Annotated in this window: 21 protein-coding genes; 12 read left to right on the top strand and 9 right to left on the bottom strand. The window is 65.2% G+C overall.

The genetic code is table 11. From position 1 onward, the window contains the following. The first annotated feature begins 230 nt into the window (after positions 1–230). Positions 231–1,604, top strand: coding sequence for a cytochrome P450 (locus tag DW2_RS15800; RefSeq protein WP_038148074.1), 1,374 nt, complete (start codon positions 231–233; stop codon positions 1,602–1,604). Positions 1,605–1,754: 150 nt separating this feature from the next. Here DW2_RS15800 and parC read toward each other — a convergent pair whose 3' ends face one another. After that, positions 1,755–3,986, bottom strand: a complete 2,232-nt coding sequence (gene parC / locus DW2_RS15795) for a DNA topoisomerase IV subunit A (protein WP_038148035.1) — start codon at positions 3,984–3,986, stop codon at positions 1,755–1,757. Positions 3,987–4,168: 182 nt separating this feature from the next. On the opposite strand from parC, the gene DW2_RS15790 reads away from it, so the two are divergent. From DW2_RS15790 to DW2_RS15775, 4 genes are all read left to right on the top strand, one after another. Continuing rightward, positions 4,169–4,675 carry an SH3 domain-containing protein gene (locus DW2_RS15790; protein WP_038148033.1) on the top strand — a complete coding sequence of 169 codons (507 nt, stop codon included), beginning with the start codon at positions 4,169–4,171 and terminating at the stop codon, positions 4,673–4,675. 110 nt (positions 4,676–4,785) lie between these two features. Further along, on the top strand, positions 4,786–5,622 hold the full coding sequence (locus DW2_RS15785) for an SDR family NAD(P)-dependent oxidoreductase (RefSeq protein WP_038148032.1): 837 nt from the start codon (positions 4,786–4,788) through the stop codon (positions 5,620–5,622). 60 nt (positions 5,623–5,682) lie between these two features. After that, positions 5,683–5,886, top strand: a complete 204-nt coding sequence (locus DW2_RS15780; RefSeq protein WP_038148031.1) for a twin transmembrane helix small protein — start codon at positions 5,683–5,685, stop codon at positions 5,884–5,886. Beyond that, on the top strand, positions 5,886–6,458 hold the full coding sequence (locus DW2_RS15775; protein WP_038148030.1) for a cob(I)yrinic acid a,c-diamide adenosyltransferase: 573 nt from the start codon (positions 5,886–5,888) through the stop codon (positions 6,456–6,458). The genes DW2_RS15780 and DW2_RS15775 overlap by 1 nt, the downstream gene beginning before the upstream one ends. Before the next feature lie 193 nt (positions 6,459–6,651). Here DW2_RS15775 and DW2_RS15770 read toward each other — a convergent pair whose 3' ends face one another. The 6 genes from DW2_RS15770 to DW2_RS15745 form a co-directional block, all read right to left on the bottom strand. Beyond that, on the bottom strand, positions 6,652–7,698 hold the full coding sequence (locus DW2_RS15770) for an ABC transporter ATP-binding protein (RefSeq protein WP_038148028.1): 1,047 nt from the start codon (positions 7,696–7,698) through the stop codon (positions 6,652–6,654). A 1-nt stretch (position 7,699) separates the two neighbouring features. Continuing rightward, the gene (locus DW2_RS15765) at positions 7,700–8,971 is read right to left on the bottom strand and encodes an MGH1-like glycoside hydrolase domain-containing protein (RefSeq protein ID WP_238321348.1); all 1,272 of its coding nucleotides are present in this window, start codon (positions 8,969–8,971) and stop codon (positions 7,700–7,702) included. A 5-nt stretch (positions 8,972–8,976) separates the two neighbouring features. Next, complete coding sequence (locus DW2_RS15760) at positions 8,977–10,194, bottom strand: carbohydrate ABC transporter permease (protein WP_038148027.1); 1,218 nt, start codon at positions 10,192–10,194, stop codon at positions 8,977–8,979. Beyond that, positions 10,191–11,426: a carbohydrate ABC transporter permease gene (locus DW2_RS15755; protein WP_038148026.1), complete on the bottom strand. Its 1,236-nt coding sequence runs from the start codon at positions 11,424–11,426 to the stop codon at positions 10,191–10,193. Before DW2_RS15755 ends, DW2_RS15760 begins: the two co-directional genes overlap by 4 nt. A gap of 85 nt (positions 11,427–11,511) precedes the next feature. After that, on the bottom strand, positions 11,512–12,867 hold the full coding sequence (locus DW2_RS15750) for an ABC transporter substrate-binding protein (RefSeq protein ID WP_420340845.1): 1,356 nt from the start codon (positions 12,865–12,867) through the stop codon (positions 11,512–11,514). A 35-nt stretch (positions 12,868–12,902) separates the two neighbouring features. Continuing rightward, positions 12,903–13,982: a LacI family DNA-binding transcriptional regulator gene (locus tag DW2_RS15745; RefSeq protein ID WP_051856250.1), complete on the bottom strand. Its 1,080-nt coding sequence runs from the start codon at positions 13,980–13,982 to the stop codon at positions 12,903–12,905. A 311-nt stretch (positions 13,983–14,293) separates the two neighbouring features. Here DW2_RS15745 and DW2_RS15740 point away from each other — a divergent pair, with 311 nt between their 5' ends. Next, complete coding sequence (locus DW2_RS15740; RefSeq protein WP_051856248.1) at positions 14,294–14,683, top strand: response regulator; 390 nt, start codon at positions 14,294–14,296, stop codon at positions 14,681–14,683. 20 nt (positions 14,684–14,703) lie between these two features. Here DW2_RS15740 and DW2_RS15735 read toward each other — a convergent pair whose 3' ends face one another. Both DW2_RS15735 and DW2_RS19500 read right to left on the bottom strand, forming a co-directional pair. After that, a complete protein-coding gene (locus tag DW2_RS15735) occupies positions 14,704–15,228 on the bottom strand; it encodes a hypothetical protein (protein WP_051856246.1) in 525 nt (174 codons plus the stop codon). Beyond that, positions 15,215–15,961 (bottom strand): response regulator transcription factor, encoded by a 747-nt coding sequence (locus DW2_RS19500; RefSeq protein ID WP_238321347.1) that lies wholly within the window; start codon positions 15,959–15,961, stop codon positions 15,215–15,217. Before DW2_RS19500 ends, DW2_RS15735 begins: the two co-directional genes overlap by 14 nt. 631 nt (positions 15,962–16,592) lie before the next feature. Here DW2_RS19500 and DW2_RS19850 point away from each other — a divergent pair. The 6 genes from DW2_RS19850 to feoB all read left to right on the top strand — a co-directional run bounded on the left by DW2_RS19850 (position 16,593) and on the right by feoB (position 26,181). After that, a complete protein-coding gene (locus tag DW2_RS19850; RefSeq protein WP_038148023.1) occupies positions 16,593–18,023 on the top strand; it encodes a hypothetical protein in 1,431 nt (476 codons plus the stop codon). A 177-nt stretch (positions 18,024–18,200) separates the two neighbouring features. Next, positions 18,201–20,366, top strand: coding sequence for a hypothetical protein (locus DW2_RS15720; RefSeq protein WP_038148022.1), 2,166 nt, complete (start codon positions 18,201–18,203; stop codon positions 20,364–20,366). Between the two features lie 41 nt (positions 20,367–20,407). Then, positions 20,408–22,402 (top strand): type I secretion system permease/ATPase, encoded by a 1,995-nt coding sequence (locus DW2_RS15715; RefSeq protein ID WP_081875026.1) that lies wholly within the window; start codon positions 20,408–20,410, stop codon positions 22,400–22,402. Beyond that, positions 22,399–23,739, top strand: coding sequence for an HlyD family type I secretion periplasmic adaptor subunit (locus DW2_RS15710; protein ID WP_038148021.1), 1,341 nt, complete (start codon positions 22,399–22,401; stop codon positions 23,737–23,739). Before DW2_RS15715 ends, DW2_RS15710 begins: the two co-directional genes overlap by 4 nt. 256 nt (positions 23,740–23,995) lie before the next feature. Beyond that, positions 23,996–24,277 (top strand): FeoA family protein, encoded by a 282-nt coding sequence (locus tag DW2_RS15705; RefSeq protein WP_051856258.1) that lies wholly within the window; start codon positions 23,996–23,998, stop codon positions 24,275–24,277. After that, the gene (gene feoB, locus DW2_RS15700) at positions 24,274–26,181 is read left to right on the top strand and encodes a ferrous iron transporter B (RefSeq protein ID WP_081875025.1); all 1,908 of its coding nucleotides are present in this window, start codon (positions 24,274–24,276) and stop codon (positions 26,179–26,181) included. Before DW2_RS15705 ends, feoB begins: the two co-directional genes overlap by 4 nt. Positions 26,182–26,247: the final 66 nt, after the last annotated feature.

Here is a 26,247-nt window from a genome sequence, read left to right as displayed (position 1 = left end):
AACGTGGCCGATCGTGCCGATGTTGACGTGCGGTTTGTTACGTTCAAACTTTTCCTTTGCCATCTCGCAGGGCGCCTCTGGTTAGGGGGCCGCCATGAGCGGGCCCGAGTCAATATCGCGCGCTACCTATTGCGCTGGACGCGAAAAATCAAGCCCAGATCGCAGCGTTTCGCTCGGTTGCGAAGCCTCGCGGATCTTGGCCCGGGCCTGTGTTGCGCTATGTTGATTTCATGCATCAATCGCGCGCCCCAGACACGTCGAAACGGCCCGCCCGCGTCGCGCTCGCCGAGCGCCCGCTGGGAATACTCGCGAGCCTGCGCGCGGCCCGGCGCAACCTTCTCGAGATCATCCCCGCCATCGCCACCCGCGCCCCGATCATCTCGGGCAACACCGGCGCGCGATGGCACATGGTGATGGATCCCGACGCGCTGCGCCACATTCTGAAAGACCGCGTGGAGGACTACCCGAAATCGCTTGTGACGAAGCTGATCCTCGGCCCCGCCGTGGGCGAAGGGCTCTTCGTCGCCGAAGGGGCCGAATGGCGCTGGCAGCGCCGCGCCGCGTCCCCGGTCTTCGCCGCCCGCAACATGGAGGCCCTGGCACCGGTGATGCAGGCCGCCGCACGCGCCAGCGCCGAGCGGATCGCCCCGTTGGCCGGGACCGAGCGCGCGGTCGATCTGCATCAGGAGATGGTGGCCGCGACGTTCGAGGTGATTTCCGAGGTCACGTTTTCGGGCGACGAGGGGTTCGACCGCGCCGCCATCCATGCCGCCATCGACGCCTATATCGCGCAGACCGCGAAGGTCTCCCTGCTCGACTTCTTCGCTCTTCCCGCCTGGGTGCCGCGCCCGCATCGCATCGCGTCGCGCCATGTGGTCCGCGACCTCAAGCGCCATGCCGACGCGGCGATCGAGTCCCGCCGCGTGGCCGGCCCGCGCGACGTGCCCGATCTGCTCGACCTGCTCGGGACGGCGCGCGATCCCGAGACCGGCCGCATGATGGATCAGGCCGAGCTGCGCGACAATCTTCTGACCTTCATCGTGGCCGGGCACGAGACGACGGCGCTCACTCTCGCCTGGGCGCTCTACCTGTGCGCCTTCGCGCCTGAGGTTCAGGACGCGGCGCGCGCCGAAGCCCGATCGGTGCTGCAGGGCCGCGTCGCCGATGTCGCCGATCTGCCGCATATGCCGCGCGTCGCGCAGATCGTGAACGAGAGCCTTCGCCTCTACCCGCCCGCGGGGTTCCTCTCACGCACGGCGCGCAAGCCCGACCGGCTCCTGGGGCGCGAGATCCGCGCCGGCGACACGGTCATGCTGCCGATCTACGCGCTCCATCGCCACCACGCGCTCTGGGACGAGCCCGACGCGTTCCGCCCCGAACGTTTCGCCACGCCGAGCCATGACCGCTTCGCTTTCCTCCCCTTCGGGGCCGGGCCGCGGATCTGCATTGGGGCCGGTTTCGCATTGCAGGAGGCCCAGATCATCCTCGCCACGCTGCTGTCGCGTTTCCGCTTCTCCGCGGTGCCGGGGCGCGAACCCATCCCCGAACTGATCCTGACGACCCGTCCGAAGGGCGGGATCTGGCTCACGCTCGAGCGCGCCTGAACCATAGGAAAGGGGGGGCGCTGCCCCCTCGGCTTCGCCTCCCCCCGGGATATTGCGATCAAGGAGAAGAAGGAGCTTCCCCCTTCCCCTTGAAGAAATATCCCAGGGGTGAATTGCCCGCAGGGCAAGAGGGGGCAGCGCCCCCTGATATCAGGTGAAGGTGTTGTCGCGCGGGAAGCCGCGCGGCGCCATCCGACCCGCCGAGGCCCGCTTGCCGATCCATTCGCTCAGATCGGTTTCGGTGCGCGTGCGCCCGGCCGGATCCTTCCAGCTCAATCCGTCGGCGAGCGTGAAGGTGATGGCATCCGAGAGCCCGCCATCCTTGTATTTCTGCAGCCGGACCCCCTTCCCGCGCGCCATCTCGGGCAATTCGTCGAGCGGGAAGACCAACAGCTTGCGGTTCTCGCCGACGCAGGCCACGGCATCGCCCGCAACCTTCGCGCAGACCGCTGTCCGCGCGCCGCCCTTGAGGTTCAGGACCTGCTTGCCCGAGCGGGTCTGCGCGATCATCTCCTCGGCGGGGCAGATAAACCCGTCGCCGTCGCTCGAGGCCAGGAGATATTTCTCGCCCGCCTTGGGCAGCAGCAGATGCGTCACTTCCGCCTCATTGGGCAGGTCGACCATCAGCCGCAACGGCTCGCCCATGCCGCGCCCTCCGGGCAGGTTCGCGCCCAGCACCGTGTAGGCGCGCCCGTTCGAGCCCATCGCCACGATCCGGTCGGTGGTCTCGGCATGCATGGCGAACATCGGCCCGTCGCCATCCTTGAACTTCACCTCGGCGTCGAGCGGGTTGTGCCCCTTCATCGCCCGCACCCAGCCCATCTTGGACAGGATCACGGTGATCGGCTCGCGCTCGATCATCGCCTCGATCGGCACTTCCTCGACCTCGCCGGCTTCCGCGAAACCGGTGCGGCGGGCGCCGCCGGGCGCATCCTTGCCGAATTTCTTCGCGATCTCCTTCAGCTCGGAGCCGATCTTCTTCCATTGCAGCTTCTCGGAGCCCAGCAGGTCCTCGAGCCCCGCGCGTTCCTCGATCAGCGCATCGCGCTCGCGCTTGAGCTCCATCTCCTCGAGCTTGCGCAAGCTGCGCAGCCGCATGTTGAGGATCGCCTCGGCCTGCACTTCCGACAGCTCGAACTCGGCCATCAGCATCGATTTCGGATCGTCCTCATAGCGGATGATCTCGATCACGCGGTCGAGGTTCAGGAAAGCGATGATGTAGCCTTCGAGCACCTCGAGCCGGGCGTCGATCTTGTCCATCCGGTGCTGCGAGCGGCGCACCAGCACCTCGCGCCGGTGGTCGAGGAAGGCGCGCAGCACTTCCCCCAGCGAACAGACCTTCGGCACGCGGCCGTCGATCAGCACGTTCATGTTCAGGCTGAACCGGATCTCGAGATCCGAGTTCTTGAACAGCATCCCCATCAGCATCTCGGGATCGACGGTGCGGGTCTTGGGCTCCAGCACGATGCGGATATCGTCCGCGCTCTCGTCGCGCACATCGCCAAGCGCGGGGACCTTGCGGGTCTGGATGACCTCGGCAAGGCGCTCGATCAGCTTGGATTTCTGCACCTGGTAGGGGATCTCGGTGACGATGATCTGCCACTGGCCGCGGCCCAGATCCTCCTTCTCCCAACGTGCGCGCAGCCGGAAGGCGCCGCGCCCGGTGCGGTAGGCTTCGAGGATGTTTTCCTTGGGCTCGACGATCACCCCGCCGGTCGGGAAATCGGGACCGGGGATCAGCTCGACCAACTCCTCGTCGGTGATCGCGGGCTTGGCGATCATCGCGAGGCTCGCCTGCACCAGCTCGTCGAGATTGTGCGGCGGGATATTGGTCGCCATCCCCACCGCGATGCCGCTCGCGCCATTCGCCAGCAGGTTCGGGAAGGCAGCGGGCAGCACGACGGGCTCTTCGAGCGTGCCGTCATAGTTCGGACGGTAATCGACGGCGTTCTCGGCCAGACCTTCGAGCAGAGCTTCGGAGGGGAAGGCCAGACGCGCTTCGGTGTAGCGCGAGGCCGCCGGGTTGTCGCCGTCGATATTGCCGAAGTTGCCCTGCCCGTCGACCAGCGGGTAGCGCATCGCGAAATCCTGCGCGAGACGCGCCATCGCGTCATAGATCGCGGCGTCGCCGTGCGGGTGGTAGTTCCCCATCACGTCGCCCGAGATCTTCGCGGATTTCCGGAACCCTCCGGTGGGGCTCAGCTTCAGCTCGCGCATCGCGAAGAGGATGCGCCGGTGGACGGGCTTGAGCCCGTCGCGCGCATCGGGCAGCGCGCGGTGCATGATCGTCGAGAGCGCATAGGTCAGGTAGCGCTCGCCGATCGCACGGCTCAGCGGTTCTGAAGTCAGGGAAAGTGGGTTTTCGTGTTCTTCGCTGCTCATGTGCTCGGGTGTAAAGCGCCGCCCGCGCCCGGTCCAGAAGGAAAAGCGAAAAGCACTGATACCAGCAGCAAAATTCGGGAACCAAAACGGGCCTGAGGAATTCCCCAAGGGAAGCCAGAAAACATCCGTGATAAAATAATCGTGATCCGAGTCTGCTCGGGATCGCGCGGGGGAGAATTGACATGGGAAAACTCATTATTACCACGCTCGCCGGCCTTTATATCGTCCTCGTGGTCGCGGGGCGCGACGTTCCGAGTGCAGCCGGCCAGGCACAGGCCGACCCTGCTCCGCAACTCGCCCAGGCAGAGGCTGCTCCGGTGGCGGTTGCGCCGCATGATCCGACGAAGATCGTGGCCAAGGCCGCCTCCACCCCGCAGATCGAGAACGCCGCGCTGATCACCCCCGTCATACCGAGAACCCGCATGCCCGGCCCGAGGCTCAAGCCCGCGCCGGAGACGCGCCCCATCGAGACGCCCGCGAAAACCGATGGGGCGTCGCTCTGGAAAGTGACCGCCAGCGCGCTCAATGTCCGCTCCGGCCCGTCCACCTCCGACCGCACGGTCGACAGCATCCGCCGCGGCGAAGAGGTGCTTCTCGTCTCCGAAAGCGGCGGCTGGGCGCATGTGCGCATCGAAGGCGACGGCGTCGATGGCTGGGTTTCGAAGCGCTATCTCGCCCCGTCGAACTGAGCGCCGCGCCTCCGCCGAACTTGTCTTTTGACCCGGTCCCACCTATCCCGGCGAAAAGCTGACGCACGTCGCGTGACGTCAGACCGACCGCAAAGGGATGGCAGGGACCGATGAGCAAGACGATCCTGATCACCGGGTGCTCCTCGGGTATCGGCTATGACGCCGCGCATGGGCTGAAGGCGGCCGGATGGACCGTTCTCGCCACCTGCCGGAAAGAAGAGGATTGCGCGCGGCTGCGTAGCGAAGGCCTCACCTCCTTCCCGCTCGACATGGCCGATCCTGCCTCGATCGAGGCGGGATTCGACGAGGCCCTCTCGCATACGGGCGGCCGGCTCGACGCGCTGTACAACAATGCGGCCTTCGCCTGTCCGGGCGCGGTCGAGGACCTCCCGGCCGGCGCCCTGCGCGAAATTTTCGAGACCAACCTTTTCGGGCTGCATGATCTCACTACCCGCGCGATCCGCGTGATGCGCCAGCAGGGCGAGAACGGCACGGGCCGGATCCTGCAATGCTCCTCGGTGCTTGGCCTTGTCGGCATCCGCTGGCGCGGGGCCTATGTCGCGACCAAATTCGCGCTCGAAGGGCTGACCGACGTTCTGCGGCTCGAGATGCGCGACACCGGGATCAAGGTCGTCCTGATCGAACCCGGCCCGATCACCTCGAAGATCCGCGTCAACTCGATCCCGCATTTCGAGAAATGGGTGAACTGGAGAGGCTCGGCGCGGCGCGCGCAATACGAAGAGAGTCTGCTCACCCGGCTCTACGAGAAACGGGGCCCCGACCGGTTCGAACTGCCCGCCTCCGAGGTCACCAAGACCATCCTCGCCGCGCTCGAGGCGCGCAACCCGAAAGCCCGCTACGCGATCACGACACCCACGAAAATGATGGGGATAGCGCGGCGGGTACTCCCCGATCGCCTGCTCGACTGGGTGCTCACAAAAGGGTGAAAAAGAATTCGCAAATCCCTCTGCTCCGGCTATGTCTGGGGCAACAGGGAGAGGATATTCATGCGTAGCGATCCATTGTTTTATGTGGTGGCCGCGGCGAGTTTCGCGGTTCTCGTCATTCTGATGATCGGGATCGCGGGGTTCGGACGGGGTGGAGAGTTCAACCGCAAGCATGCCAACAAGCTGATGCGCCTGCGCATCGCGGCGCAGGCGGTCGCAATCGCACTGATCCTTCTGTTCGTCTATCTGAGAAGAGGTGGCTGATGGTCGTTCTCAATCGCATCTACACGCGCACCGGCGATGCCGGGGAAACCGCGCTCTCGAACGGGACCCGGGTGGCCAAGCATTCCGCCCGCGTGGCCGCCTACGGGACGGTGGACGAGCTGAACGCGACGGTCGGGATCGCGCGGCTGCACGCGGATGAGGCGCTGCAAAAGCAGCTCTCGACGATCCAGAACGATCTTTTCGATCTCGGCGCGGATCTCGCGCGCCCGGATATGGAGCATGATGACGAGGCGGGCTATCCGGTCCTGCGCATGGTCGAGAGTCAGGTCACGCGGCTCGAGAAAGAGATCGACGCGATGAACACCAAGCTCGAGCCGCTGCGCAGCTTCATCCTGCCCGGAGGCACCTCGCTTGCCGCCCATCTGCACATGTCGCGAACCGTCGCGCGCCGCGCCGAACGCGAGGCTGTCGCGCTCGCCGCGATCGAGGGTGTGAACGAATGGGCGGTGAAATACCTCAACCGCCTGTCGGACTGGTTCTTCGTCGCCGCCCGGATCGCCAATGACGATGGCAAGGACGACGTGCTTTGGGTGCCGGGCGGGAGCCGGTAGAGCCTTCTGAGAGTTCAGGGCTGCGCCTGACCCTCGGGTGGGCGCTTTGATCCGCCCGTGGCGTGGCACTTTATCTCGAAAGCCCGCAAGTCGCTCGAACGCGCGATGACGCCGCCAATGCGCCCTTCCGGGGGGAGGGTCGGGCGCGGCCCGGGGCTGGTCGCCCCGCGCCAGGATCAGAACCGAGAGCGGCTCACTTCACCGCCAGCCCGTCCTTGTCGAAGAAGACCAGCCGCTCGGGATCGAAGGCCAGCCCCGCGACATCGCCCGGCCGCAGATCGGTGTCGCCTGCAACCCGCACGTTGACATGACCGAGCGGCCCGCAGTCGAACAGGATGAACGTATCGGCGCCGAGGAACTCGACCACGTCGACACGACCGTCGCATTGCCCCTCGCCCTCGCCCACGAGCGAGATGTGCTCGGGACGGATGCCAAGCTGGGTGACTTGCGGCGACGGGCAGGCCCCACCGCGACCGCCTTCCAGACTGTAGCCTCCGCTCGACGCCGAACAGGGCATCACGTTCATCTTGGGCGAGCCGATGAATTGCGCGACGAACAGGTTCGCGGGCTTTTCATAAAGCTCGCGCGGCGTGCCGACCTGCGCGATCTTGCCGTATTCGAGCACCACGATCCGATCGGCCAGCGTCATTGCCTCGACCTGGTCATGGGTGACGTAGATCATCGTGCGCTTGAGGTTGCGGTGAAGCCGCGCGATCTCGAGCCGCATCTCCACCCGCAGCGCCGCATCGAGGTTCGACAGTGGCTCGTCGAACAGGAACGCCGTCGGATCGCGTACGATCGAACGTCCGATCGCAACCCGCTGACGCTGACCGCCCGACAGGTCCTTCGGCCGCCGGTCCAGATAGGGGCCGAGTTTGAGGATCTCGGCCGCCTCATCCACCTTGGCCCGCCACTCGTCGTCCTTCACGCCCGCCATCTTCAGCGAAAAGCCCATGTTTTCCGCCACCGACATATGCGGGTAGAGCGCGTAGGACTGGAACACCATCGTCAGACCGCGCTTCGAGGGCGGCTGATCGGTGACGTCATTTCCGTCGATCCGGATCGCTCCGCGCGAGGTATCCTCGAGCCCGCCGATCATCCTCAGAAGCGTGGATTTCCCGCAGCCCGAGGGGCCGACGAAAACGACGAACTCCCCGTCCTGGATCTCGAGGTCGATCCCCTTGATGACCTGCACCTCGCCGAACCATTTCTCGACATTTCCGAGCGTGATCGCGCCCATCTCAGCCCTCCTTTCCAGCCCAGGCGAGCCAGACCGCAGCGGTCCAGGTGAAGGCCTTGCCGCCCGCGGCCTCGCCGGTCATCGGATCGAAATATTCCACGAAACCGTATTTCGAGATCACTTCGCGGGTGCGCTTGCGCACCTCTTCGCCAAGCGCAAACCCCTGTTCCGTCGCGCCTTCGCCGATCATCATGTTCATCATGCCCCAGGTCGGGCCACGCCAATACCGCTTGGCGTCAAAGCGCGGATCGAAGGGCGCGAGCGAGGGAACGCCATAGGGGGCCGCGTCGAGCACGCGCTGCAGGTGGGTCTCCATATGCGGCGAGGAGAGGCCAGCGAACCAGCACAGGAAGGAAGCGTTGGTCAGCGCGTTCGACCAGATCCCGTTATTGCAGTTATAGCTGTCATAGAACCCCATGCCCGGGTTCCACAGGCTCTCCGCGCCCGCTTCGAGTTCGGCGATCTGCCCCGCGAGCCCGTCCGTGTCGAGCCCCAGCTCCTCGCCTGCCGCGAGCAGGTCGCGCATGCCGCGCAGCAAGATGAAATGCATCGTCGGATCGGCGACGCGGAACGGGTTGTCCTCGGCCATCGCCGCATCGTCCCAGCCGAGCCGCTTGGCGCGCTGCACCAGCCAGATATAGCGGTCGTAATCGTATTTCGTGGGCCGCATCGAGGCGTCGACATGCTGGGTGTCGCGGCGCTCGTAGAACCCCACGTCCTGGGGGTCGATCCCGCTCATGGCGTCATCCCAGTCGGGGGCGTTGTCGCGCCCCGACTCCCAGGGATGGACCACGAAGATCGCGCCCTTCTCGTCGCGGCGCCATTTCAGGAACCATTCGCCCCAGGCTCGCATCTTCGAAAAGAGCGCGGCGAACCGGTCCTTACCGAACTCGGGATCGGCGCGCAGAAGGCGAGTGGCGAAGCTCAGCGCAACGGGGGGCTGGGTGATGCCCGAGGAGGGGATCGGCCCGGCGCAGCCCCAGACATCGGGACCGGGGAAATAGCCGGGATCGGGCTTGTGGAAGAGGATATGCGGTACCATCCCGCTGTCCCATTGCCCGGAGAACAGCGTCTCGATCTCCTGCCAGGCGCGGGAGATGTCGAACTCGGCGAAACCGAGGCTCGCGAAGGCGCTGTCCCAGTTCCACTGGTAGGGATAGAGCCCGGCCGTGGGCACGGTATAGCCGCCCCGGTCGTTCGCGATCAGGATCGCCCGCGCGGCTTCGTTACGGTCGGATTGGGCCGCATCAGTCGGCAGGGTGTCGGTCATCATCTGTCTTATCCTTTTACCGCACCGGCCGTCAGCCCGCGCGTCATGAAACGTTCAAGTCCGAGGAACAGCGCCATGATCGGCACCGTCGCGATCACCGCGCCCGCCATCAGGTGCTGGCGCGGGATCTCGGAGGAGTTGAGCGAGGCGATGCCCCGCGTGAGGGTGAATTTGTTGGGATCGTCGAGCAGCATGAAGGCGAGCAGGAACTCGTTCCACGCGATCATGAAGACATAGAGCCCGACCGAGGCGAGCGCCGGCAGCGCGAGCGGCAGGGTAATCTTCCAGATCACCTTGAGCCGCGACAGCCCGTCCATCAGCCCCGCTTCCTCCACCTCGACGGGAAGCCCGCGGAAATATCCCTGCAGCATGTAGAGCGCGACCGGGATCGTGGTGACCGGGTAGATCATCACCACCCCGAGGATCGAGTTCCTGAGGCCCACCATCGAATAGGCGATGTAGATCGGCAGCGCGAGCACGATCATCGGCACCATGTAGATCAGCAAGATGCCCCGCGAGAACAGCTTCTGTCCGCGGAACCGCAGACGCGCGACCGCATAGGCGCCGGGCACCGAGAACAGCAGCGTCAGCGCGACGGTCAGGACCGAGACATAGAAGGAGGTCCAGAGGTAACGGCCGAAATTGAACTTCTCGAAGAGCTGCACATAGCTGTCGAACAGGTGCCAGCCGCGCGACAGGTCGATGGTGAAATCGAGCGGGTTGAGCATCAGCTGCTGCTGCGACTTCATCGAGGTCATCACCATCACGTAGAAGGGAATGATCACGATTGCGGTGAAGAACAGGTATCCGAAGCCGGTCAGGAAGCGGATCACCGCCTCCTCGAATTCGTGCCGGCTGAGCACGCCCGGACGGATGCCCGCAAGAATTCGTGCCAGCGGGAAGGCGAGCGCGGCGCCGAAGATGAGGCCGGCGACCACGGTGGCGCCGAGCCCCGCCCCTTCCGCGCGATGGATCGGCGCGATCACCCCGGACAGCACCCAGAGCGCCCCGAGCAGGGTCAATCCCGCGGCAAGCCAGTCCTTGCGGGCGGGCGCGAGCAGAACCGCACCCGCGAGAGCGCCCATAACCAGACTGCCCCACAGGCCCGGACGGAAGCCCTCTCCGGTGGCAAAGGACATCGCCACGCTCACCGTCACCGCCATGACCAGCGCCCAGAGCGCGCCCAGCAGCGGCCCGGCGACGAAACCTTTCTGAAGAATTCTCATAGCCCTTCCTCCCGGCTCATGGTGCGGAAGAACAGGGCCGAGAAGACCAGCAGGCAGCCGAACACGACCACCGCCACGGCCGCCCCCGCCCCGATATTCGAGACCGCGAAGGCCTGCTCGTAGACATTGACGGTCAGCGTGCGCGTGCCCGCATTGCCGCCGGTGAGCAGGAAGATGTCGTCGAACTTGTTGAAGGTCCAGATGAAGCGCAGCAGGAACAGGACCGAAAGGATCCCCAGAAGCTGCGGCAGGCTCAGATACCAGAATTTCTGGAACGGCGAGGCCCCGTCCATATCCGCCGCCTCGTACATGTCGCTGTCGATACTTTGCATCCGCGCGAGGATGAACAGGAACGAGAGCGGGAAATAGCGCCAGACCTCGAACAGCGTGACCATGATCAGCGCCAGCGGCTTCTGGCCGAAGAAATTGATCGCTCCCTGGCTCACGCCCATCTGCACCAGAAGCGCGTTGGCCGAGCCCGAGAACGGATCGAAAAGCGTGATCCAGGTGAAGGCGACCGCGATCACCGGCGCGACATAGGGGAAGAGATAGAGCCCGCGCAGGATGCCCTGCCCGCGGAAGCTCTTGTTGAGCAGCATCGCCGCGAAGAGCCCCACCACGAGCGCGCCCAATGTGCCGAAGACGGTGTAGAACAGCGTCACCCCGAATACCGACCAGAACTCGCCGCTATCGAAGAGCTTGGTGAAATTCTCGAGCGTGAAGGTCGCGTTGGTCAGGACGTTGTCCGCGCTGCCGCGCAGGGTCGGTTCGGTGTCGCGGACCGCTTGCTCGGCCGCTTTCACATCGCCGCTCACCTGCGCATCGATGCGGAAGCGTTCATTATAGGCGGGCTCGAGATCGCCGAAATCACAGTTCAGAACCTGCCCGGACAGTGCACAGCCCTGCGGCAGGTCACCGGTCAGGGTCACGCCCTGCGGCAGCGTGTCGGTGAAACCCGCCTTGTGGATCACCTGATCGCGCGACGGGTTGATCACCCGATATTCGAGCTGGGGCACGTCGCCCCGGTCGCGCAGGGTGACGCGCAGACGCATTTCTGCGGGGCGCAGATCGCCCAGTTTCACCGGCTTCGCCGAGATCCAGAAGATCGCGAGAAGCGGCACGATCACCACCAGCGCGACGATCGTGATCGTGGGCAGAAGCAGGCCCCAGGCGAGCCGCGCCTCGCGCCGGGCGAGCGCGCCGCGTCCCTTGGGCGGCGAAATCTCGGTCATGACTGTCTCCAAATCTCGCCCCGTGGCCGAGGCGCAAGTTTCGGACAGGGCGCGCACGCCCTGCCCGATTGTCTCTCGGCTACGATCAGTTGATCTTCGAAAGCTCGTCGTTCATCTTCTTGACCGCATCCTCGGCCGAGACGTTGCCGTCGATGAAATCACGCACCACGCGGTTGATCACCTGGCTGTTGAGCATCTTCGAGGCCAGCGCGAGCTGCCCATCGTTCACGCCCCAGCGCTGCGCGGTGTCGAGACCGTTCGTGAGTTCGCCGATCACCTGCTCGCTGTAGAGGTCCTTGAGCGGCGCGTGGCGATCCACGCCCACCGGCAGGGTCGACCAGAGCTTCACGTATTTGTCCGACTCGGCATCGGTGCCGCGACGGACCGGGAACTTGCCCTCGGGCGCGATCGACAGGGTCTGACCGTAACCCTGGTTCATCGAGAAATCGACGAATTGCTCGGCCGCCTGGGTATCCGCATCCGAGGTGATGCCGAAATAGCGGATGTCGGCCCAGCTCGCACCGTTGGGGTTCTCGGGACCGGCGAGGTTGGTCACGAAGCCGGTGTCATGCGCGAGCGCCTTCGAGGTGGGGTCTCCGTCGATCATGGGCGGGGCGGAATCGCGCAGGCCCGCAAGCTCGTCGAGAATGAAGGGCGACCACATGATCATCGCCGCCTTGCCCGCGAAATACAGCTCGCGCGACTGCTTCCAGTAGTTGTCGCCGGGCGGGGAGGCCTTCGCGAGCTCCTTGTAGAAGTTGAGCACCTCGACGGTCTTCTTCTCGTCGAGCGGCTGGAACCCGTCCTTGCCGACCGGCGAGATCCCGTTCGCGAGCATGATCTGCTCGAGCACCTGGCTCATGTAGTTGTCGTCGACCTTGGTCGCCGCGACGAACCCATACATGTTCGGCGGGTTGTTGAGCTTCTTGATCGCGGCTTTCATATTGGCGAAATTCGTCGGCGGCTGCAGGCCCTCTTTCTCGAAGAGGTCCTTGCGATAGAGGATAACCTGCGTCCAGCCATCGACCGGAACGGCGGCATAATCGCCATCGGTCTCGACCATCTTCAACGCGCCGGGCGCGAAGGTCTTGGGGTCGAGCTTGTCGACCACGTCGGTTGCAGCGCCGACATCCAGAATGCCGGCCTCGGTCCAGGGCAGCACGTTCGAGATAGGCGTGTAGATCACGTCGGGCAGATCGCCGGCGGCGAAGGCCGCGGTGGCGCGGGTGTTCAGCTCGCTCTCGTTGACGGGGATCACCTGCACGTCGATGCCGGTCTCGGCCTTGAAGTCGTCGGCCAGCTTCTGCTGCTTGGCGAGGCGTTCAGGCTGTTCCTCGGTCGTCCAGAACTTGATCGTTTCGGCCTTCACGGCCACGGCGCCCAGCATCAGGGCCAGTGCCGCGCTGCCGAGCAGCCGTGCGGTGCCGTTGGTTCGGGTCATCTTCATCGGTTCTCCTCCCGGTTCTTGATGGTCAGTCAGGTGGTCACGGGCGGCCCGTCCGAGCCACCCGGCTGAAGGCGTGCCTCGACGAGTTCCCTCAGGTTCTCGGCGGGGGCGCCGCGCAGTTGCGCGATGAGCAGCGCGGCGAGCCTTTCGCCCGCCTGACGGCTGTCCACCGCGAAACTCGTGAGGGGCGGATCGATCATCCGCCCGTCGGGGATCCCGTCATAGCCGATGACGGAGAGATCCCGGCCGATCGTGATCCCGCGCGCGCGGGCCGCATCATAGGCCCCGAGCGCGGTCATGTCGGTCGAGAAGACGATCGCGGTCGGCGGGTCGGGGAGATCGAGCAGCTCCTCAGTCGCCCGCATGCCGTCCGCGCGATTGATCACACCGAGCCGCTCGAGCGAGGGATCGAGCGGCAGCCCCGCCTCGGCAAGCCCCTCGCGATAGCCGTCGCGGCGCAGCAGCGCGAAATTGTATTCCTCGGCATATCCGACAAAGCCGATGCGGCGATGGCCGAGCCCCGCGAGCCGCAACACGGCCGCACGCATCGCCTGCCCCCCATCGACATCGAACCAGGACAGACCGTGCTCGGGACCGCCATAGCCGGTGCGGCCATAGAGGACAAAGGGGACATGCTTGGCGCGCAGGAAATCCACCCGGTGATCCGCGACGCGGGTCCGGGGCAGGATGAACCCGTCCACCTTGTGCTCTTGCAGCAGGCGCGTCACCGTCGCTTCCATCTCCTCGCGCGAGCTCGAGGAGGCCACGGTCAACGTCCAGCCCTCGAGAGAGGCCTCCTGCGTGATCCCCCCGAGGAATTCGGCGAGGAAGGGCCCGTACCGGTCCGGCGCGTCAATCTCAAGCACCAGCCCCAGCGCCCGCACGCGTCCCGTGCGCACCGCCTGCGCATAGGGCATCGGCGCGTAGCCCATCTTCGCGGCCATCTCGGCCACCCGGCGGCGCGTCTCCGGCGCAATGTCGGAATAATTGTTCAGAGCCCGCGAGACCGTGCTCTTGGTCAGGCCGAGCGCATCGGCCAGATCGGATATGCGCACTCGCCGCGAAACGGGCGCGCCCTCCGACACTTTGGTATCGCGAATCTCCTCCATGCGGGGAATTTACGATTGCGAAACTGGTTTCGTAAAGCCGAAACTGGTTTCGGTGCGAAAAATTGAGCGTAGATCCGCGGGCGTTCGGGCACCGAGAAGACAGGCGGAAAGCCGGACGGAAACCCGGGATGGGCGGGGGGAACGGGTAGGGGTTCAAGGTGCTGGGGAAAGGCGAAAGCTGTATTTTCTCTCGCCGCTGCGACCCGGCGGCAGACTCAGGTCATCTGGAACCTGCGATGGAACCGGACCCGAGTTTCGCGGGTTCCCTCATTGCATCCATGTGCCAACCGCAACGAAAAAAGGGTAACCCCATGCCCGTGATATCGAGCAGACCTCTCACGGGCACGCAGGTGCTCGTGGTCGAAGATGAATTCTTCATCGCCTACGACATCGCGCAGTCGATCGAGGAGGCAGGCGGCCGCGTCGCCGGCCCCGTCGCCACGCTGGAGCAGGCGCGCGAACTTTTGCACGACGAGTCGCTCGAAATCTCGGGCGTGATCCTCGACATGAACCTGCGCGACGGCCGCGCGGAAGGCCTCGCGCGGGAATTGCACGATCGGGATTTGCCGGTTGTCGTCAATACGGCCGAGCCGCTGCCGCTGCCTTTCCAGGCAACGATGCCGGACATCCCCGTTTTCTCGAAGCCGACGCTTCCCCAGATGCTGACGGACGCACTCTATAGCCGCATGCACGCGGCCTGACAGTTCGCGCCCCGATCTGCTCAGGCGGGGAGGTCGAAGGCGCGGATGATCCCCCAGATCTCGGCATTGATGTCCTGCAACTCGCCCAGTGACACGTCCATTTCGTCAAGCGTCGCCCGGTCGAGCACGCTTTCCTCGCCGATCCTCAGCCCGGATTTGCGATCCGCGATGCGCATCTCGATCGCGCGCACCGGTCCACCCGCGGCATCGAAGGCATAGAGGCAATGGTTGAAATGGTTTCGCAGCCCCGAGACCTTCTTCATCCGCCCCGAGACCGCGAGTATGCGGGCGCGCGCTTCGTCCGGCAGCGGACAGGCGTCGCGCTTGGCGAGCCGCTCCACCAGATCGAGGCGCGCCCGCGTCGTGTTGAGCGTGAGATGGATGATGATTGCGGCATCCTTGTCGGTCCCCGAAAGCCCGGCGATCAGGTGGATCAGCAGGCTTTCGGTATTGGTCCAGGCGTAGTTGATCCGCCCCACCTTCATCAGGAAAGTGTCGAATTCGGGCGGAGGCGAACCGCGCGGTGCCAGCTCAGCATCCGGCATGGCGGTGATACCAGATCGCCGCCTCGGTCCGGTTCGTCACGCCGAGCTTGCCGATGATACGGTGGATGTGAAGCTTCACCGTATGCTCGGAGAGATTGAGGCGGCTCGCGATGATCTTGTTGGCCTGCCCGGAGGACAGCATTCCCAGAACCTCGGCCTCACGCGGGGTCAGCCCCGAATTCGCGGCAGCTTCGCTGTCCGTCTCGGCCGGGATGAGCGCACTGCGCGGCGGGTCCGACGGGCGGCAGCGCACCAGCGTGGGCGGGATGTAATGCCCCCCCGACACGACCATGCGCAGGATCAGAAGCCAGGTCGTCAGGTTCACGTTCATCGGCAGCAGGCTGATCTGACGCGAGATGAGCTGCGGGCCGTACATGTCCATCAGGTGCTGGCCGTAGCCCTGCTCCTCGAAGGCAATGATCGGCTTGACGCGCGTCAGCGGGCTGGACTTGCTCCCCAGCAGCGAAATCAGAGCCTCCGCGTGCCGTTCGTCCACGATCAGCGTACGCAGCGTGCCGCCTTCCGGGAACTCGGCATCCGCGTTCAGCATATCCTCGAGGTCATCGAAGTCGGTGAAGCGATGGCATGCCGAAGGCGGCACTTCCGCCTCGACCGTCCGCAGGACCGTATCCGAGAAGGCCTGCGCCGCCCCGAGAAATCCGATCACGGAATCGTCGCGATGCACAGCCGTGCCCACACGTTCACTGGCAACAGTGTTATGGATTGCATTCATGGTGTCCCCCTTACACAACCAAGAATTTTCATTTTCGTCTTTGGCGGGGCCACACACTATCCCGCCGAATTACATCCTAACATGGATCGCGCGAACCGGCGTCGTCCAATGTGTTTACGCAGCGGTAAGGATTCCCGGACACCGAAGAAGTTCAGCCGAATCGCAGCTTCGCGGGGAGAATTTGGAGATCGAGTCCCGGATCATCTCGTGGATCGCGGGGGTCGCGGACACAAGATGCTGCGGGTCTTGCGGCAGGATTTGGCGAGCGATCCGCAGGGTTTCCCAGAAGGCGACAACCTAGCCGCAAACGCCTCTTTGGCTCGCGAATCACTGCGGAAACAAATCGTTAACGCCCCCATCCGAAGCGCTAGACCCATTTGCTAACTAGGTATGAAGGGGGCCTGCGCGCAGGATGTTCTCGTCACGGCATTCCGCTGTGATCCGTTTTGCCTTCGATCCGCGACGAGCGATCACCACCCGCGAATCATCCTGATTTCCGGGCACGGGAGAGGTCTGTCGGGAATTCGAAGCGGGCGGCCCGGGGGCTCCGGCCCCCATGGTGAAACCGGTCCGATATATCCGTTTGAGAGAGAGTGACGGGGTTCGGACCAGCTCAACTGGGAGAACAACCATGTCCAGGAGACACAATTTCTTCGACCCGAGCTTCCAAATGCAGGGTCAGGGCCAAGGTCAGGCCGAAATTCAGGGCCAGGGCCAGGCCGAAGTGCAGGGCCAGGGTCAGGGCCAAGGTCAGTATCAGCACTCGACCACCACCAATACCAGCGACTCCGGCTCGCTGTCGGGTGCGGGCGCCGGTAGCCTTGCCGGCTCGGGCGCTCTCGCAGGTGCTGGTGCCGGTGCGGTTTCCGGCAGCCACTCGGGCAGCAATTCGGGCTCGGCGGCGGATGCCAACAGCTCGAGCCACAATGCGAACCTGAACGGCAACGGGAACCTCAACGGGAACCTGAACGCCAACCTCAATGCGAACGTCACCGCGGTCGACGTGTCCGTCGGGGTCGCTATGGAAGGCTATGGCCCGTCCGATGACGACTTCGCCGATTTCGATCTCAGCCACTCCTCGGTGGGTGACGTGCTGATGGCGAAGGGCGACATCGAGTACGATCCGGGCAACGACCTCAAGCTCGACGACATCCTGAAGGATGCGCTCGACGGGGCCGGCAACGATGTCGGGATGGTCAATGCGCAGTCGAACAACCTCGTCGACAACGACACGCTGAACAACCCGTCGGTGTCCAATAGCGGGGCCGGCTTTACCATCAGCGGCGACGCGAATGGCGGCGAGGCCTATGCCGACGACGGCATCCAGGCGATCTCGGAAGGCGGCAACGGGGCCGATGATGTCGAGTCCGAGGGCGGAAACTCCTTCGCTGGCGGCGGAATCGCTCTTTCGGGCGGCGGGATCGCGCTCGCGGCATCCAAAGCCGAGGGTGAAGGCGACGACGGCGGCGACGGCGGTGCCGGTCTGGGCATCGGCCTGGGTCTCGGTGTCGGCGCATCCGGCGCGGGTGCCTCCGACGGCGGTGCTATGGCCATGAATGGCGGCGGTGGCGGTGGTCACCACATGCCGAGCATGCTTGGCGGCCACCCCAACAAGGGCGGCGACGACGGTGCGAGCGCTCATGATGGCGGCGCTTCCGCGGGCTCGACCGGCATCGGCGGCGGAATGGGTGGCGGCATCGGAGCCGGTGGCGCTGGCGGCGCTGGCGGTGACGGTTTCGGCCTGGCTGCGACCAAAGCGATGGCGTCCGGCGGTGAGGCCTGGGCCGAGGGCGGCTATGCCGGCGGCGGCAACACGGCAGGCGACGTTACCGCGGGCGGCGGCGGCGCAGGCGGCAACCTCGGAAGCTGGGGCTCGGGCAATGGCGGCGACGGCATCGTCACCGGTCAGTCCTATGCCGATGCGAGCGCGGTGATCGACACGACTGCCTTCAACCAGTCGATCGTGATGGGCGCGAACATCCTCAGCAACGCCGTTGACACCACTGTCGTGGGTGGCTCGCTGACCTCGACGCTGATCGGCGACGACGACATGAGCGGCTAATCGAACAAGCGGCGCGCCCTCCCAACCGGGGGCGCGCCGCATCTCTTTTCCGGGCCTCCGTTACAGCGCCGATATCCGAATGGCGGCCCGACCGGTCGATGCGAGTGAAACGACCGGAAATCCCGAACCCGACGCAGGAACGCGCCACGTTCGGGACAGCGCTACAGGGAGGGTGACATGCTAGATCGTCAGACCGAAATCATTGCCCATTTCATCGGCGCCTTCCAACAAACCACCGAAAAACTGGCCGCACGGCAGGATTACGACGCCTTCCGCGGTCTGAAGCTGGCCGAAGACGAGCCCGGCTCGATTCTGAGCGTGAACGTCAATGTCAGCTCCGATTACGCGCTGGACGGGTTCGACCCGGCCGCAAGACCCTATTTTCCCGGCGACCCGGGCCAGCCCGTTCCGTGGCTTGTCCCCGTCGACACCCTGCCCCGGCTGGGGCCCGAAACGGCCGGCCTGCGCGCGCCGGAATTCGTCGAGCCGCCTTTGACCAGGTTCCCGAACGTGCCGATCCCGCCGGATTATTTCCTGACGCTTCCGCCCCCCTCGTCGGTGATCCACATCACGGTGCAGACGAACCGGCTGATCGACAACGACATCCTGTTCAACCGTCCCCTCGAGATCTCGAACGATCTGTACGATCAGTACGGCCCCGAGGCGAGCGCGGCGAAACTCGTCGAGCTGGCGCAGGTGGCGGACGCCCTTTCGGTTTCGATCCCCCCGCTCGGGGCGAGCGCGGCGACGCAAGCCGAAGCCTTCAACGAAACGGTCCAAGGCCTCGACCCCGATGCGGTCCCCGAAGGCGCCGAGGCATATCTTTTCCGCACGGAAACGATCCTGGCCCGGACCGAAACGGGTGACGCGATGTCGGAGACCGCCTCCGAGACGCAGGATGCACCCGCTTCCCACCCCGCCTTTGCCGGCGCACCGGTGGTGAACGGGGAGATCCTCGAAGAGATTCCCGACACGCTCGCCGTCCGTCTCGAAGCCCGGCACGGCGGTGACGACGAGGAGGGCGATGCGACCGACATGCCCGGCGTGATCGATGTCGAGGATGGCGCCGCGGGCTCCGTCTCCGGGCAGACCGCGAGCGCCGACCCGTTCGAATTCACCCAGACGCTCGAGACCGGAGACAACCTCCTGCTCAACCAGATCCAGGTCGCGCATGACTGGATCGACGCGCCCGTCATCGCGGTGGGCGGCATGATGCAGTCGCTCTCGCTCATTTCGCAGATCAACGTGATGCGCGATCTCGATTTCACGCCGGGCAATTCCGCGTTCGCGCATGGCGGCGCAGGGGATCCCGCATCTGAAGCGATGAACATCGCGAGCTTCACCCAGGACTCGAACATCGCGCAGTTTCTCAATATCGCGACCCCGACCGGAACGCCCCTGATCGCGATGACCTGTATCGGCGGCGATCTCACGATCGACAATCGCATCACCCAGATCAACACCATCTCCGACAGCGATATCGTGAGCTACGAATTCGGCGAGTGTCAGGCCGAGATCTCGCTCGGAGGCAACTCGGTGGTCAACCTCGAGACGCTGCTCGAACTCGGCTCGCGTTTCGACGTGATCATGGTCGGCGGCAACATGATCGAAATCGCCCAGATCCAGCAGATCAACGTCCTGCTCGATGACGATCTCATCATGGGTGGCGGAGCCGGGGCCTGGGATCCCGCCCTGACGAGCCACGGGAACCTGCTATGGAACGAAGCGAGCCTGAACCGGATCGGCGTCGATGCGAGCGCCGAGATGAGCGCCCGCTTCCAGGCAACGCTCGACCAGCTCGCGGAAATCTCGGCCGGCCGGGCCGCGGGCGACCCGCTTTCCTATGACGGCACGCCCGACGCCGGAGCCTATGGCGCGGTCGAGTCGCTCTTCGCGGACCCGCTTCTGGCGGGACTGGGAGCGCTTCGGGTGCTCTGGATCGAGGGCGATCTGATCATTCGCGACACGCTCACCCAGATCAACCTGCTCAACGATGCGGATCTGATCTCGGTGGACGGCCCGGATGGCCTGCAGATTGCCGCCGGCGACAACATTCTCGCGAATGTGGCGGGTCTCACGATTGCGGGCGTGGACAGCACGATCATGGCCTCGGACGGGGTCTATTCCGACGCCGTGCTCTGGCAGTCGGGGCTGATCGCGGGAGACCAGATGCCGGGCAACCTGGGCGGGGGCATGGACGGACTCGCGTCCGAGGCGGTGGTCTTTCTCGCGGACAGCATGCTCGGAGAGGCGCCCGCACTGAGCGATGACGAATTCCAGACGAGCCCGATGCCCGACGGGTCATCGAGCTCGCTGGACGCAATGCATAGCGTGCTCGCCTGAGGGGGCGCACAGCGCACGATGCGAAAAGAGGGGTAAGGGGAATGAAAGACTCGGTGGCGGGGGCCTCGGGAGAGGCGAAGGAATACGGCGACGGGACAGAGAATAGCGACAGGTTGATCCTGAGCCCCGAACAGCGGGCCAAGGAACCCGGAGCGGAGCGAAGCGAAAGCGACGTCTCCGGCCGGTCGGAGGGTGGTGTGGAAACCCCTCAGGAGGCGAGCCGTGTCCCCGCTCGTGAAGCCTCCGGCTCCCCACCCGCGCCGCCCTCCACACCGACGTTTCACAAGCGGCTCGGGCCGGTCGATTACTCGCGCAGCCTGGGTGAGGTGAAGCGGCGCCTGCGCACGAACATCGCCTTCGTGGCGCTGATGACCTGTGCGACGAATGTCCTCATCCTGGCCATTCCGATCTATCTGTTCCAGATCTCCGACCGGGTGTTCACCTCGCGCTCCACCGATACGCTGGTGATGCTGACCATCGTCATCGTCGGTGCGATCGTCGTGCAGACCATGCTCGATGCGGTGCGCAGGCTGGTGCTGATGCGCTCGGCGGTGGACGTCGCCTCCCGGCTCGGCGCGCCGGTCCTTTCGGCCGCGGCCCAGGCATCGCTCCATTCGAACGGGCGCGAATACCAGGTTCTGGGCGATCTCGGCGCGCTGCGCAGCTTTCTTGTTTCGGGGACGCTGTTGTCCTTTCTCGATGTGCCCTTCGCACCGCTTTTCGTATTGGCGGTGTTCCTGATCCACCCGCATCTGGGGATGATCGTGGTGGTGACCGCACTGATCCTCGCGCTCTTCGCCTGGATCAACCAGAAGATCACCAGTGACGGGTTCCGCCGCGCGAATGTCGCGCAGACCCGGGCGAACCTCCACCTCGAGTCGATGTCGCGCAACAGCCAGATAATCAACGCGATGGCGATGATCCCCGAGGCCGTGGCGATCTGGGGACGCGACACCGCGACCTCGCTCAAGGCCCAGACGGAGGCACAGGACCGCAACGTCTTCACCGCCTCGGCCTCGCGCATGTTCCGCCTCTTCACCCAGATCGGCATGCTCGGCTGGGGCGCCTATCTGGCGCTCGACGGGCAACTGACCGGCGGGATGGTGATCGCCGCCTCGATCGTGGCAGGCCGCGCGCTCGCCCCGATCGAAGGCTCGATCGAGGGCTGGAACTCGTTCCTGCTGGCGCGCGGCGCCTATGAGCGGATCGGCAACCTTCTCGCGACCGCCAAGAGCCGCAACGACAAGCTGCGCCTGCCCAAGCCCGAGGGGCGCCTCGACGTGGAGCGGCTTCTCTATGTCCCGCAGGGCACCAAGCATGTCGTCCTGAACGCCTTGACCTTCTCGCTCGCTCCTGGCGACCAGCTGGCCATCATCGGCAATTCGGGAGCGGGCAAGACGACCCTGGGCAAGATGCTGGTGGGCGCGATCCTTCCGACCTCGGGCGCGGTGCGGCTCGACCTGATGGATATCCGCAACTGGGATCCGCGTCAGTTCGGCGAATGCATCGGCTACCTGCCGCAGGACGTGCAGCTGTTCCCCGGCACGATCAAGGCCAATATCGCCCGGATGCGCGAGGATGCGAATGACGCCGCGATCCATCGCGCCGCCGCGCTCGCCGATGTCCACGAGATGATCGCGAGCCTGCCGCAGGGCTACGAAACCGTGGTTGCCGCCGATGGCGCGCCGCTCTCGGGGGGGCAGAAACAGCGGATCGGTCTCGCCCGCGCCTTCTTCGGAGACCCGAAATTCGTGGTGCTCGACGAGCCGAACTCGAATCTCGACACGGCCGGCGACGCCGCGCTGGTTCGCGCGCTCGGCCATGCCAAGGCAAGCGGGATCACCACGGTGGTCGTCACGCAGAAGCCTTCTCTGCTGAGCTCGGTGGACAAGATCATGCTGCTTGCCGACGGCAATATCGCGATGTTCGGCTGGCGCGATCAGGTCCTCGGCGAACTCGACAGACGCAAGCGCCCACAGGAGATGCAGGTTCGGCAGCCTCGCGGGCCCCAATCGCTTGAAGGAGCCCCGGCATGAGCATGCAGATTACAGATGCCACCGCGCATGAGTGGTTCTCCGAGGTCCCGCGCTCGATCCGTGGCCTCGTGTTCGTCGGCTTCGCGATCTTCGCGCTCACCTTCGGCGGGTTCGGCGTCTGGGCGTTCACCGCCCCGCTCGCCGCCGCCGTGATGGCGCCCGGCTCCTTCGTCGCCACGGGCCGCAACAAGATGATCCAGCATCTCGAGGGCGGGATCATCAAGGAGATCCATGTCTCCGAGGGTGATTTCGTCACCGCGGGCCAGCCGCTGATGCGGCTCGACGAAACCTCCGCGCTTGCGAACGAGCGGGCGCTCTTTCTGAGACGTGCCCGGCTCGAGGCGATGGAAACCCGGATTCTTGCCGAGTATGACGGCTGGAAGGAACTCGTCTATCCAGACTGGCTGCAAGCCGCGCGGAGGGATCCCGAGATTGCGGCGATGCTCGACTCGCAACAGCTTTCCTTCGACGTGACGAAGGCCAAGGTGCAAAGCGAACTCGATCTTCTCTCGCGCAACATCTCTGCGATGGACAGTCGCGGCGACGGGTATCGTGCCCAGCTCGGCGCCTCGCGCGCGCAGCTCGAGCTTCTGCGCGACGATCACGACAGCAAGGCGCAGCTTTACGACAACGGGTTGATCCGGCGTTCGGAACTGAACGCCTTGCGCCGCGCGATCGCGGATGCCGAAGGGCAGATCGGACGCCTTCAGGCCGAGGTCTCTGAAAGCGAGGAGATGCGTGCGAAATACGAAGCGCAGAAGACCCAGACGATCGAGACCCACCGGCAAGCCGCGCTCGACGAGCTGGAAACCGTGCAGGCCGAACTCGACTCGGTGCGGGAGCAGGAGCGCAAGGCCAACTCCGTGCTCAAGCGCGTGGTGATCGACAGCCCGGTATCGGGCACGGTGGTGCGGCTGAACTACTCGGGCGCAGGTGGCGTCATCGAGGCCGGCAAGGTGATCGCGGAGATCCTGCCTTCCGAAGCGCCCCTCATCATCGAGACGATGATCGCCCGGACCGATATCGACGCGATCAGGGTGGGTCAGCAGGCCTCGGTGCGGCTCTCAGCGCTCAACCAGCGCACGACTCCGATCCTTCTCGGCGAGGTCTATTACATCTCCGCCGATGCGATCATGGAGCGCTCGAGCGACCATCCCCGCGAAGTCTATCTGGCTCGGATTCGCCTGCCCGCCTCGGAATTGCGCCGGGTGCCGGGCTTCGCGCCCATGCCCGGGATGCCGGTCGAGGTGATGATCCAGACCGCATCGCGCACCTTCGCGCAATACATCGCGAAACCGGTCATGGACTCGATGAATCGTGCCTTCCGGGAGCATTGACGCCACGGAATGCGAAAAAATACGAGGGAGGCGTGTCGATTCAGAACGGATCGGCACGCTTCAATTTTTTCGTCGAAACGACTTATTTTCAGATAGTTGCCGCGCAGATTAGAGTCGGTCTAAATTTCCGACAAAAATTCTCGATCACAAATCCGGAAAAATACCAGAGTTCATTTGTCAGAGATCAAATTCCGCGCTATTTCCCGAGTGTAGAGATCGGGTATCGAGTCCCACCCGTCACGGAGCTGATCGCATGATGGCCAACCCAGAAAAGATCGAAGCTTGCAGCGCCCTCCCGCTTGGCCAGTGCCGCCGCGGGTTCAAGGGCAAGCTGGTCTCGGTGTCCCCGGTCGCCACCCAGGGCGGGTTCGACGCCGAGGAACTGGAGCGCCGCCTGCTCGAGCTCGGCTTCATCGAAGGCGCCTCGGTCCAGATCCTGCATGAAGGTCCGTTCGGCCGCGATCCGATCGCGGTGCGCGTGAATGACACCACGGTCGCCTTGCGCCGTCACGAGGCCATGGCGATCCTCGCGGAATGACCTCGGCCTCCGCCATACCCGCGCCCCAAGACATCCTGCCAGACCCCGACGCCCAGACCATCGAGGCCGCCCTCGTCGGCGCGCCCAATTGCGGCAAGACGGCTCTGTTCAACGCGATGACGGGAGCGACCCAGAAGGTCGGGAACTATTCCGGCGTGACGGTCGAGCGCAAGGTCGGGATCGCGACGACGCCCTCAGGGCGCAAGTTCTCGGTCATCGACCTGCCCGGCACCCACTCGCTGCGCGCCCGCTCCCCCGACGAGGAAGTGACCCGCGACGTGCTCCTCGGGCAGCGCCCGGGCGAACGTGTTCCGGACATGCTCCTCGCCGTGGCCGATGCGACGAACCTGCGCGGCGCGCTGCGGCTCGTGAACGAGCTCAAGAAGGTCGGACTGCCGATCGTCCTGATCCTCAACATGATCGACATCGCGCGCCATCGCGGATTGCAGATAGACCACGAGGCGCTGAGCGCCGAGCTGGGCATCCCGGTGATCCCCGCGACCGCAGTGCGGCGCGGCGGTCTCGATGCGCTGTGGGAGGTGGTCGACCCGATGCTCGAGGCGGGCCTTCCCGAGCGCCGGCCCAGCACCTGGCAAGCGCCCAGTTCACATGATCTGCGCATCGCGATGCGCGAGGCGGAGCGCCTGGTGACGGCCCATGTCGTGCAGCCGCCCGCGCCCGACACCGCGTCGGCACGGATCGACCGCGTCGTCCTTCACCCGGTCGCGGGGCCTCTGATCCTGCTCGGCATCCTGTTCCTGATGTTCCAGGCGGTCTTTTCTTGGGCCGCGCCCTTCATGGACGCGATCGACGCGGTCTTCGGCTGGCTCGGCGCTCTCGTCGCGCAGGTCGTGCCCGCGGGCCTCGTGCAGAGCTTCCTTGCCGACGGGATCGTCGCGGGGATCGGCTCGGTCATCATCTTCCTGCCGCAGATCCTCTTCACCTTCCTCTTCATCCTGCTGCTCGAGGATTTCGGCTACATGGCCCGCGCCGCCTTCCTGATGGACCGGGTGATGGGCAAGGCCGGGCTGAACGGCCGCGCCTTCATTCCGCTGCTCTCGAGTTTCGCCTGCGCGATCCCCGGCATCATGGCCGCGCGCGTGATCGACAACCGCCGCGACCGGCTCACCACGATCCTCGTCGCGCCGCTGATGACCTGCTCGGCCCGGATCCCGGTCTATACGCTCATCATCGCGGCCTTCATCCCGAACGTGAAGGTCTTCGGCGGGCTGAGCCTGCAGGGGCTGGTGATGTTCGGGCTCTATGCGGCGGGCGTGTTCTCTGTCCTGATCGTCGCCTTCGTCGCCCGCTATGTCTTCGCGCGCGAAGAGCGCAACGCGCCGCTGATGCTCGACCTTCCCGATTACAAGATGCCGCGCCCGCGCAACATCGCGCTCGGCCTCTATCAGCGCGCCCGCGTCTTCCTGCGCCGCGCCGGCACGGTGATCTTCTGGGCGATGGTGGTGATCTGGGCGCTTTCGACCTTCCCGCAGCCCCCCGAGGGCGCGACGCAGCCCGCGATCAACTACTCGCTCGCGGCGATGATCGGCAAGGCCGTGGCCCCGATCCTTGCGCCGCTCGGCTTCAACTGGCAGATCGCGGTCGCGCTCGTGCCCGGCATGGCCGCGCGCGAAGTGGCGGTGGCGGGGCTGGCGACGGTCTATGCCGTGTCGGGCGAAGGCGGGCTGATCCACACGCTCGCGGGTCAGTGGAGCCTCGCCACGGCGCTCGCGCTGCTGGCATGGTACATCTTCGCGCCGCAATGCATCTCGACGCTGGCGGTGATCCGGCGCGAGGCGGGTTCGGCGAAATGGATGTGGGTCGCGGTCGTCTACATGTTCGCGCTGGCCTATCTGGCGGCCTTCGCGACCTACCAGATCGCCGCCGCGCTCGGCGCGGGCTAAGCCCGCTCACGCGGCGCTTACGCGTCCGTGTTTGCCCGCGATCAAACGTCATCGCGGCTGTTACCT

Source organism: Thioclava atlantica, from assembly GCF_000737065.1.
GTDB classification, from domain to species: domain Bacteria; phylum Pseudomonadota; class Alphaproteobacteria; order Rhodobacterales; family Rhodobacteraceae; genus Thioclava; species Thioclava atlantica.
Note: the sequence above shows the minus strand (reverse complement) of the source record. Positions and strands in the feature narration are given on the sequence as shown.

Bases quoted from the DNA above. Each gene is read 5' to 3' on its own strand.
- DW2_RS15770 (WP_038148028.1), bottom strand. From the start codon at position 7,698: ATGGGCGCGATCACGCTCGGAAATGTCGAGAAATGGTTCGGCGAGGTG.
- feoB (WP_081875025.1), top strand. From the start codon at position 24,274: ATGACCTCGGCCTCCGCCATACCCGCGCCCCAAGACATCCTGCCAGAC.
- DW2_RS15800 (WP_038148074.1), top strand. From the start codon at position 231: ATGCATCAATCGCGCGCCCCAGACACGTCGAAACGGCCCGCCCGCGTC.
- DW2_RS19850 (WP_038148023.1), top strand. From the start codon at position 16,593: ATGTCCAGGAGACACAATTTCTTCGACCCGAGCTTCCAAATGCAGGGT.
- DW2_RS15715 (WP_081875026.1), top strand. From the start codon at position 20,408: ATGAAAGACTCGGTGGCGGGGGCCTCGGGAGAGGCGAAGGAATACGGC.
- DW2_RS15765 (WP_238321348.1), bottom strand. From the start codon at position 8,971: ATGATGACCGACACCCTGCCGACTGATGCGGCCCAATCCGACCGTAAC.
- DW2_RS15760 (WP_038148027.1), bottom strand. From the start codon at position 10,194: ATGAGAATTCTTCAGAAAGGTTTCGTCGCCGGGCCGCTGCTGGGCGCG.
- DW2_RS15785 (WP_038148032.1), top strand. From the start codon at position 4,786: ATGAGCAAGACGATCCTGATCACCGGGTGCTCCTCGGGTATCGGCTAT.
- DW2_RS15790 (WP_038148033.1), top strand. From the start codon at position 4,169: ATGGGAAAACTCATTATTACCACGCTCGCCGGCCTTTATATCGTCCTC.
- parC (WP_038148035.1), bottom strand. From the start codon at position 3,986: ATGAGCAGCGAAGAACACGAAAACCCACTTTCCCTGACTTCAGAACCG.
- DW2_RS15755 (WP_038148026.1), bottom strand. From the start codon at position 11,426: ATGACCGAGATTTCGCCGCCCAAGGGACGCGGCGCGCTCGCCCGGCGC.
- DW2_RS15740 (WP_051856248.1), top strand. From the start codon at position 14,294: ATGCCCGTGATATCGAGCAGACCTCTCACGGGCACGCAGGTGCTCGTG.
- DW2_RS15720 (WP_038148022.1), top strand. From the start codon at position 18,201: ATGCTAGATCGTCAGACCGAAATCATTGCCCATTTCATCGGCGCCTTC.
- DW2_RS15780 (WP_038148031.1), top strand. From the start codon at position 5,683: ATGCGTAGCGATCCATTGTTTTATGTGGTGGCCGCGGCGAGTTTCGCG.
- DW2_RS19500 (WP_238321347.1), bottom strand. From the start codon at position 15,961: ATGAATGCAATCCATAACACTGTTGCCAGTGAACGTGTGGGCACGGCT.
- DW2_RS15750 (WP_420340845.1), bottom strand. From the start codon at position 12,867: ATGACCCGAACCAACGGCACCGCACGGCTGCTCGGCAGCGCGGCACTG.
- DW2_RS15735 (WP_051856246.1), bottom strand. From the start codon at position 15,228: ATGCCGGATGCTGAGCTGGCACCGCGCGGTTCGCCTCCGCCCGAATTC.
- DW2_RS15710 (WP_038148021.1), top strand. From the start codon at position 22,399: ATGAGCATGCAGATTACAGATGCCACCGCGCATGAGTGGTTCTCCGAG.
- DW2_RS15705 (WP_051856258.1), top strand. From the start codon at position 23,996: ATGGCCAACCCAGAAAAGATCGAAGCTTGCAGCGCCCTCCCGCTTGGC.
- DW2_RS15745 (WP_051856250.1), bottom strand. From the start codon at position 13,982: ATGGAGGAGATTCGCGATACCAAAGTGTCGGAGGGCGCGCCCGTTTCG.
- DW2_RS15775 (WP_038148030.1), top strand. From the start codon at position 5,886: ATGGTCGTTCTCAATCGCATCTACACGCGCACCGGCGATGCCGGGGAA.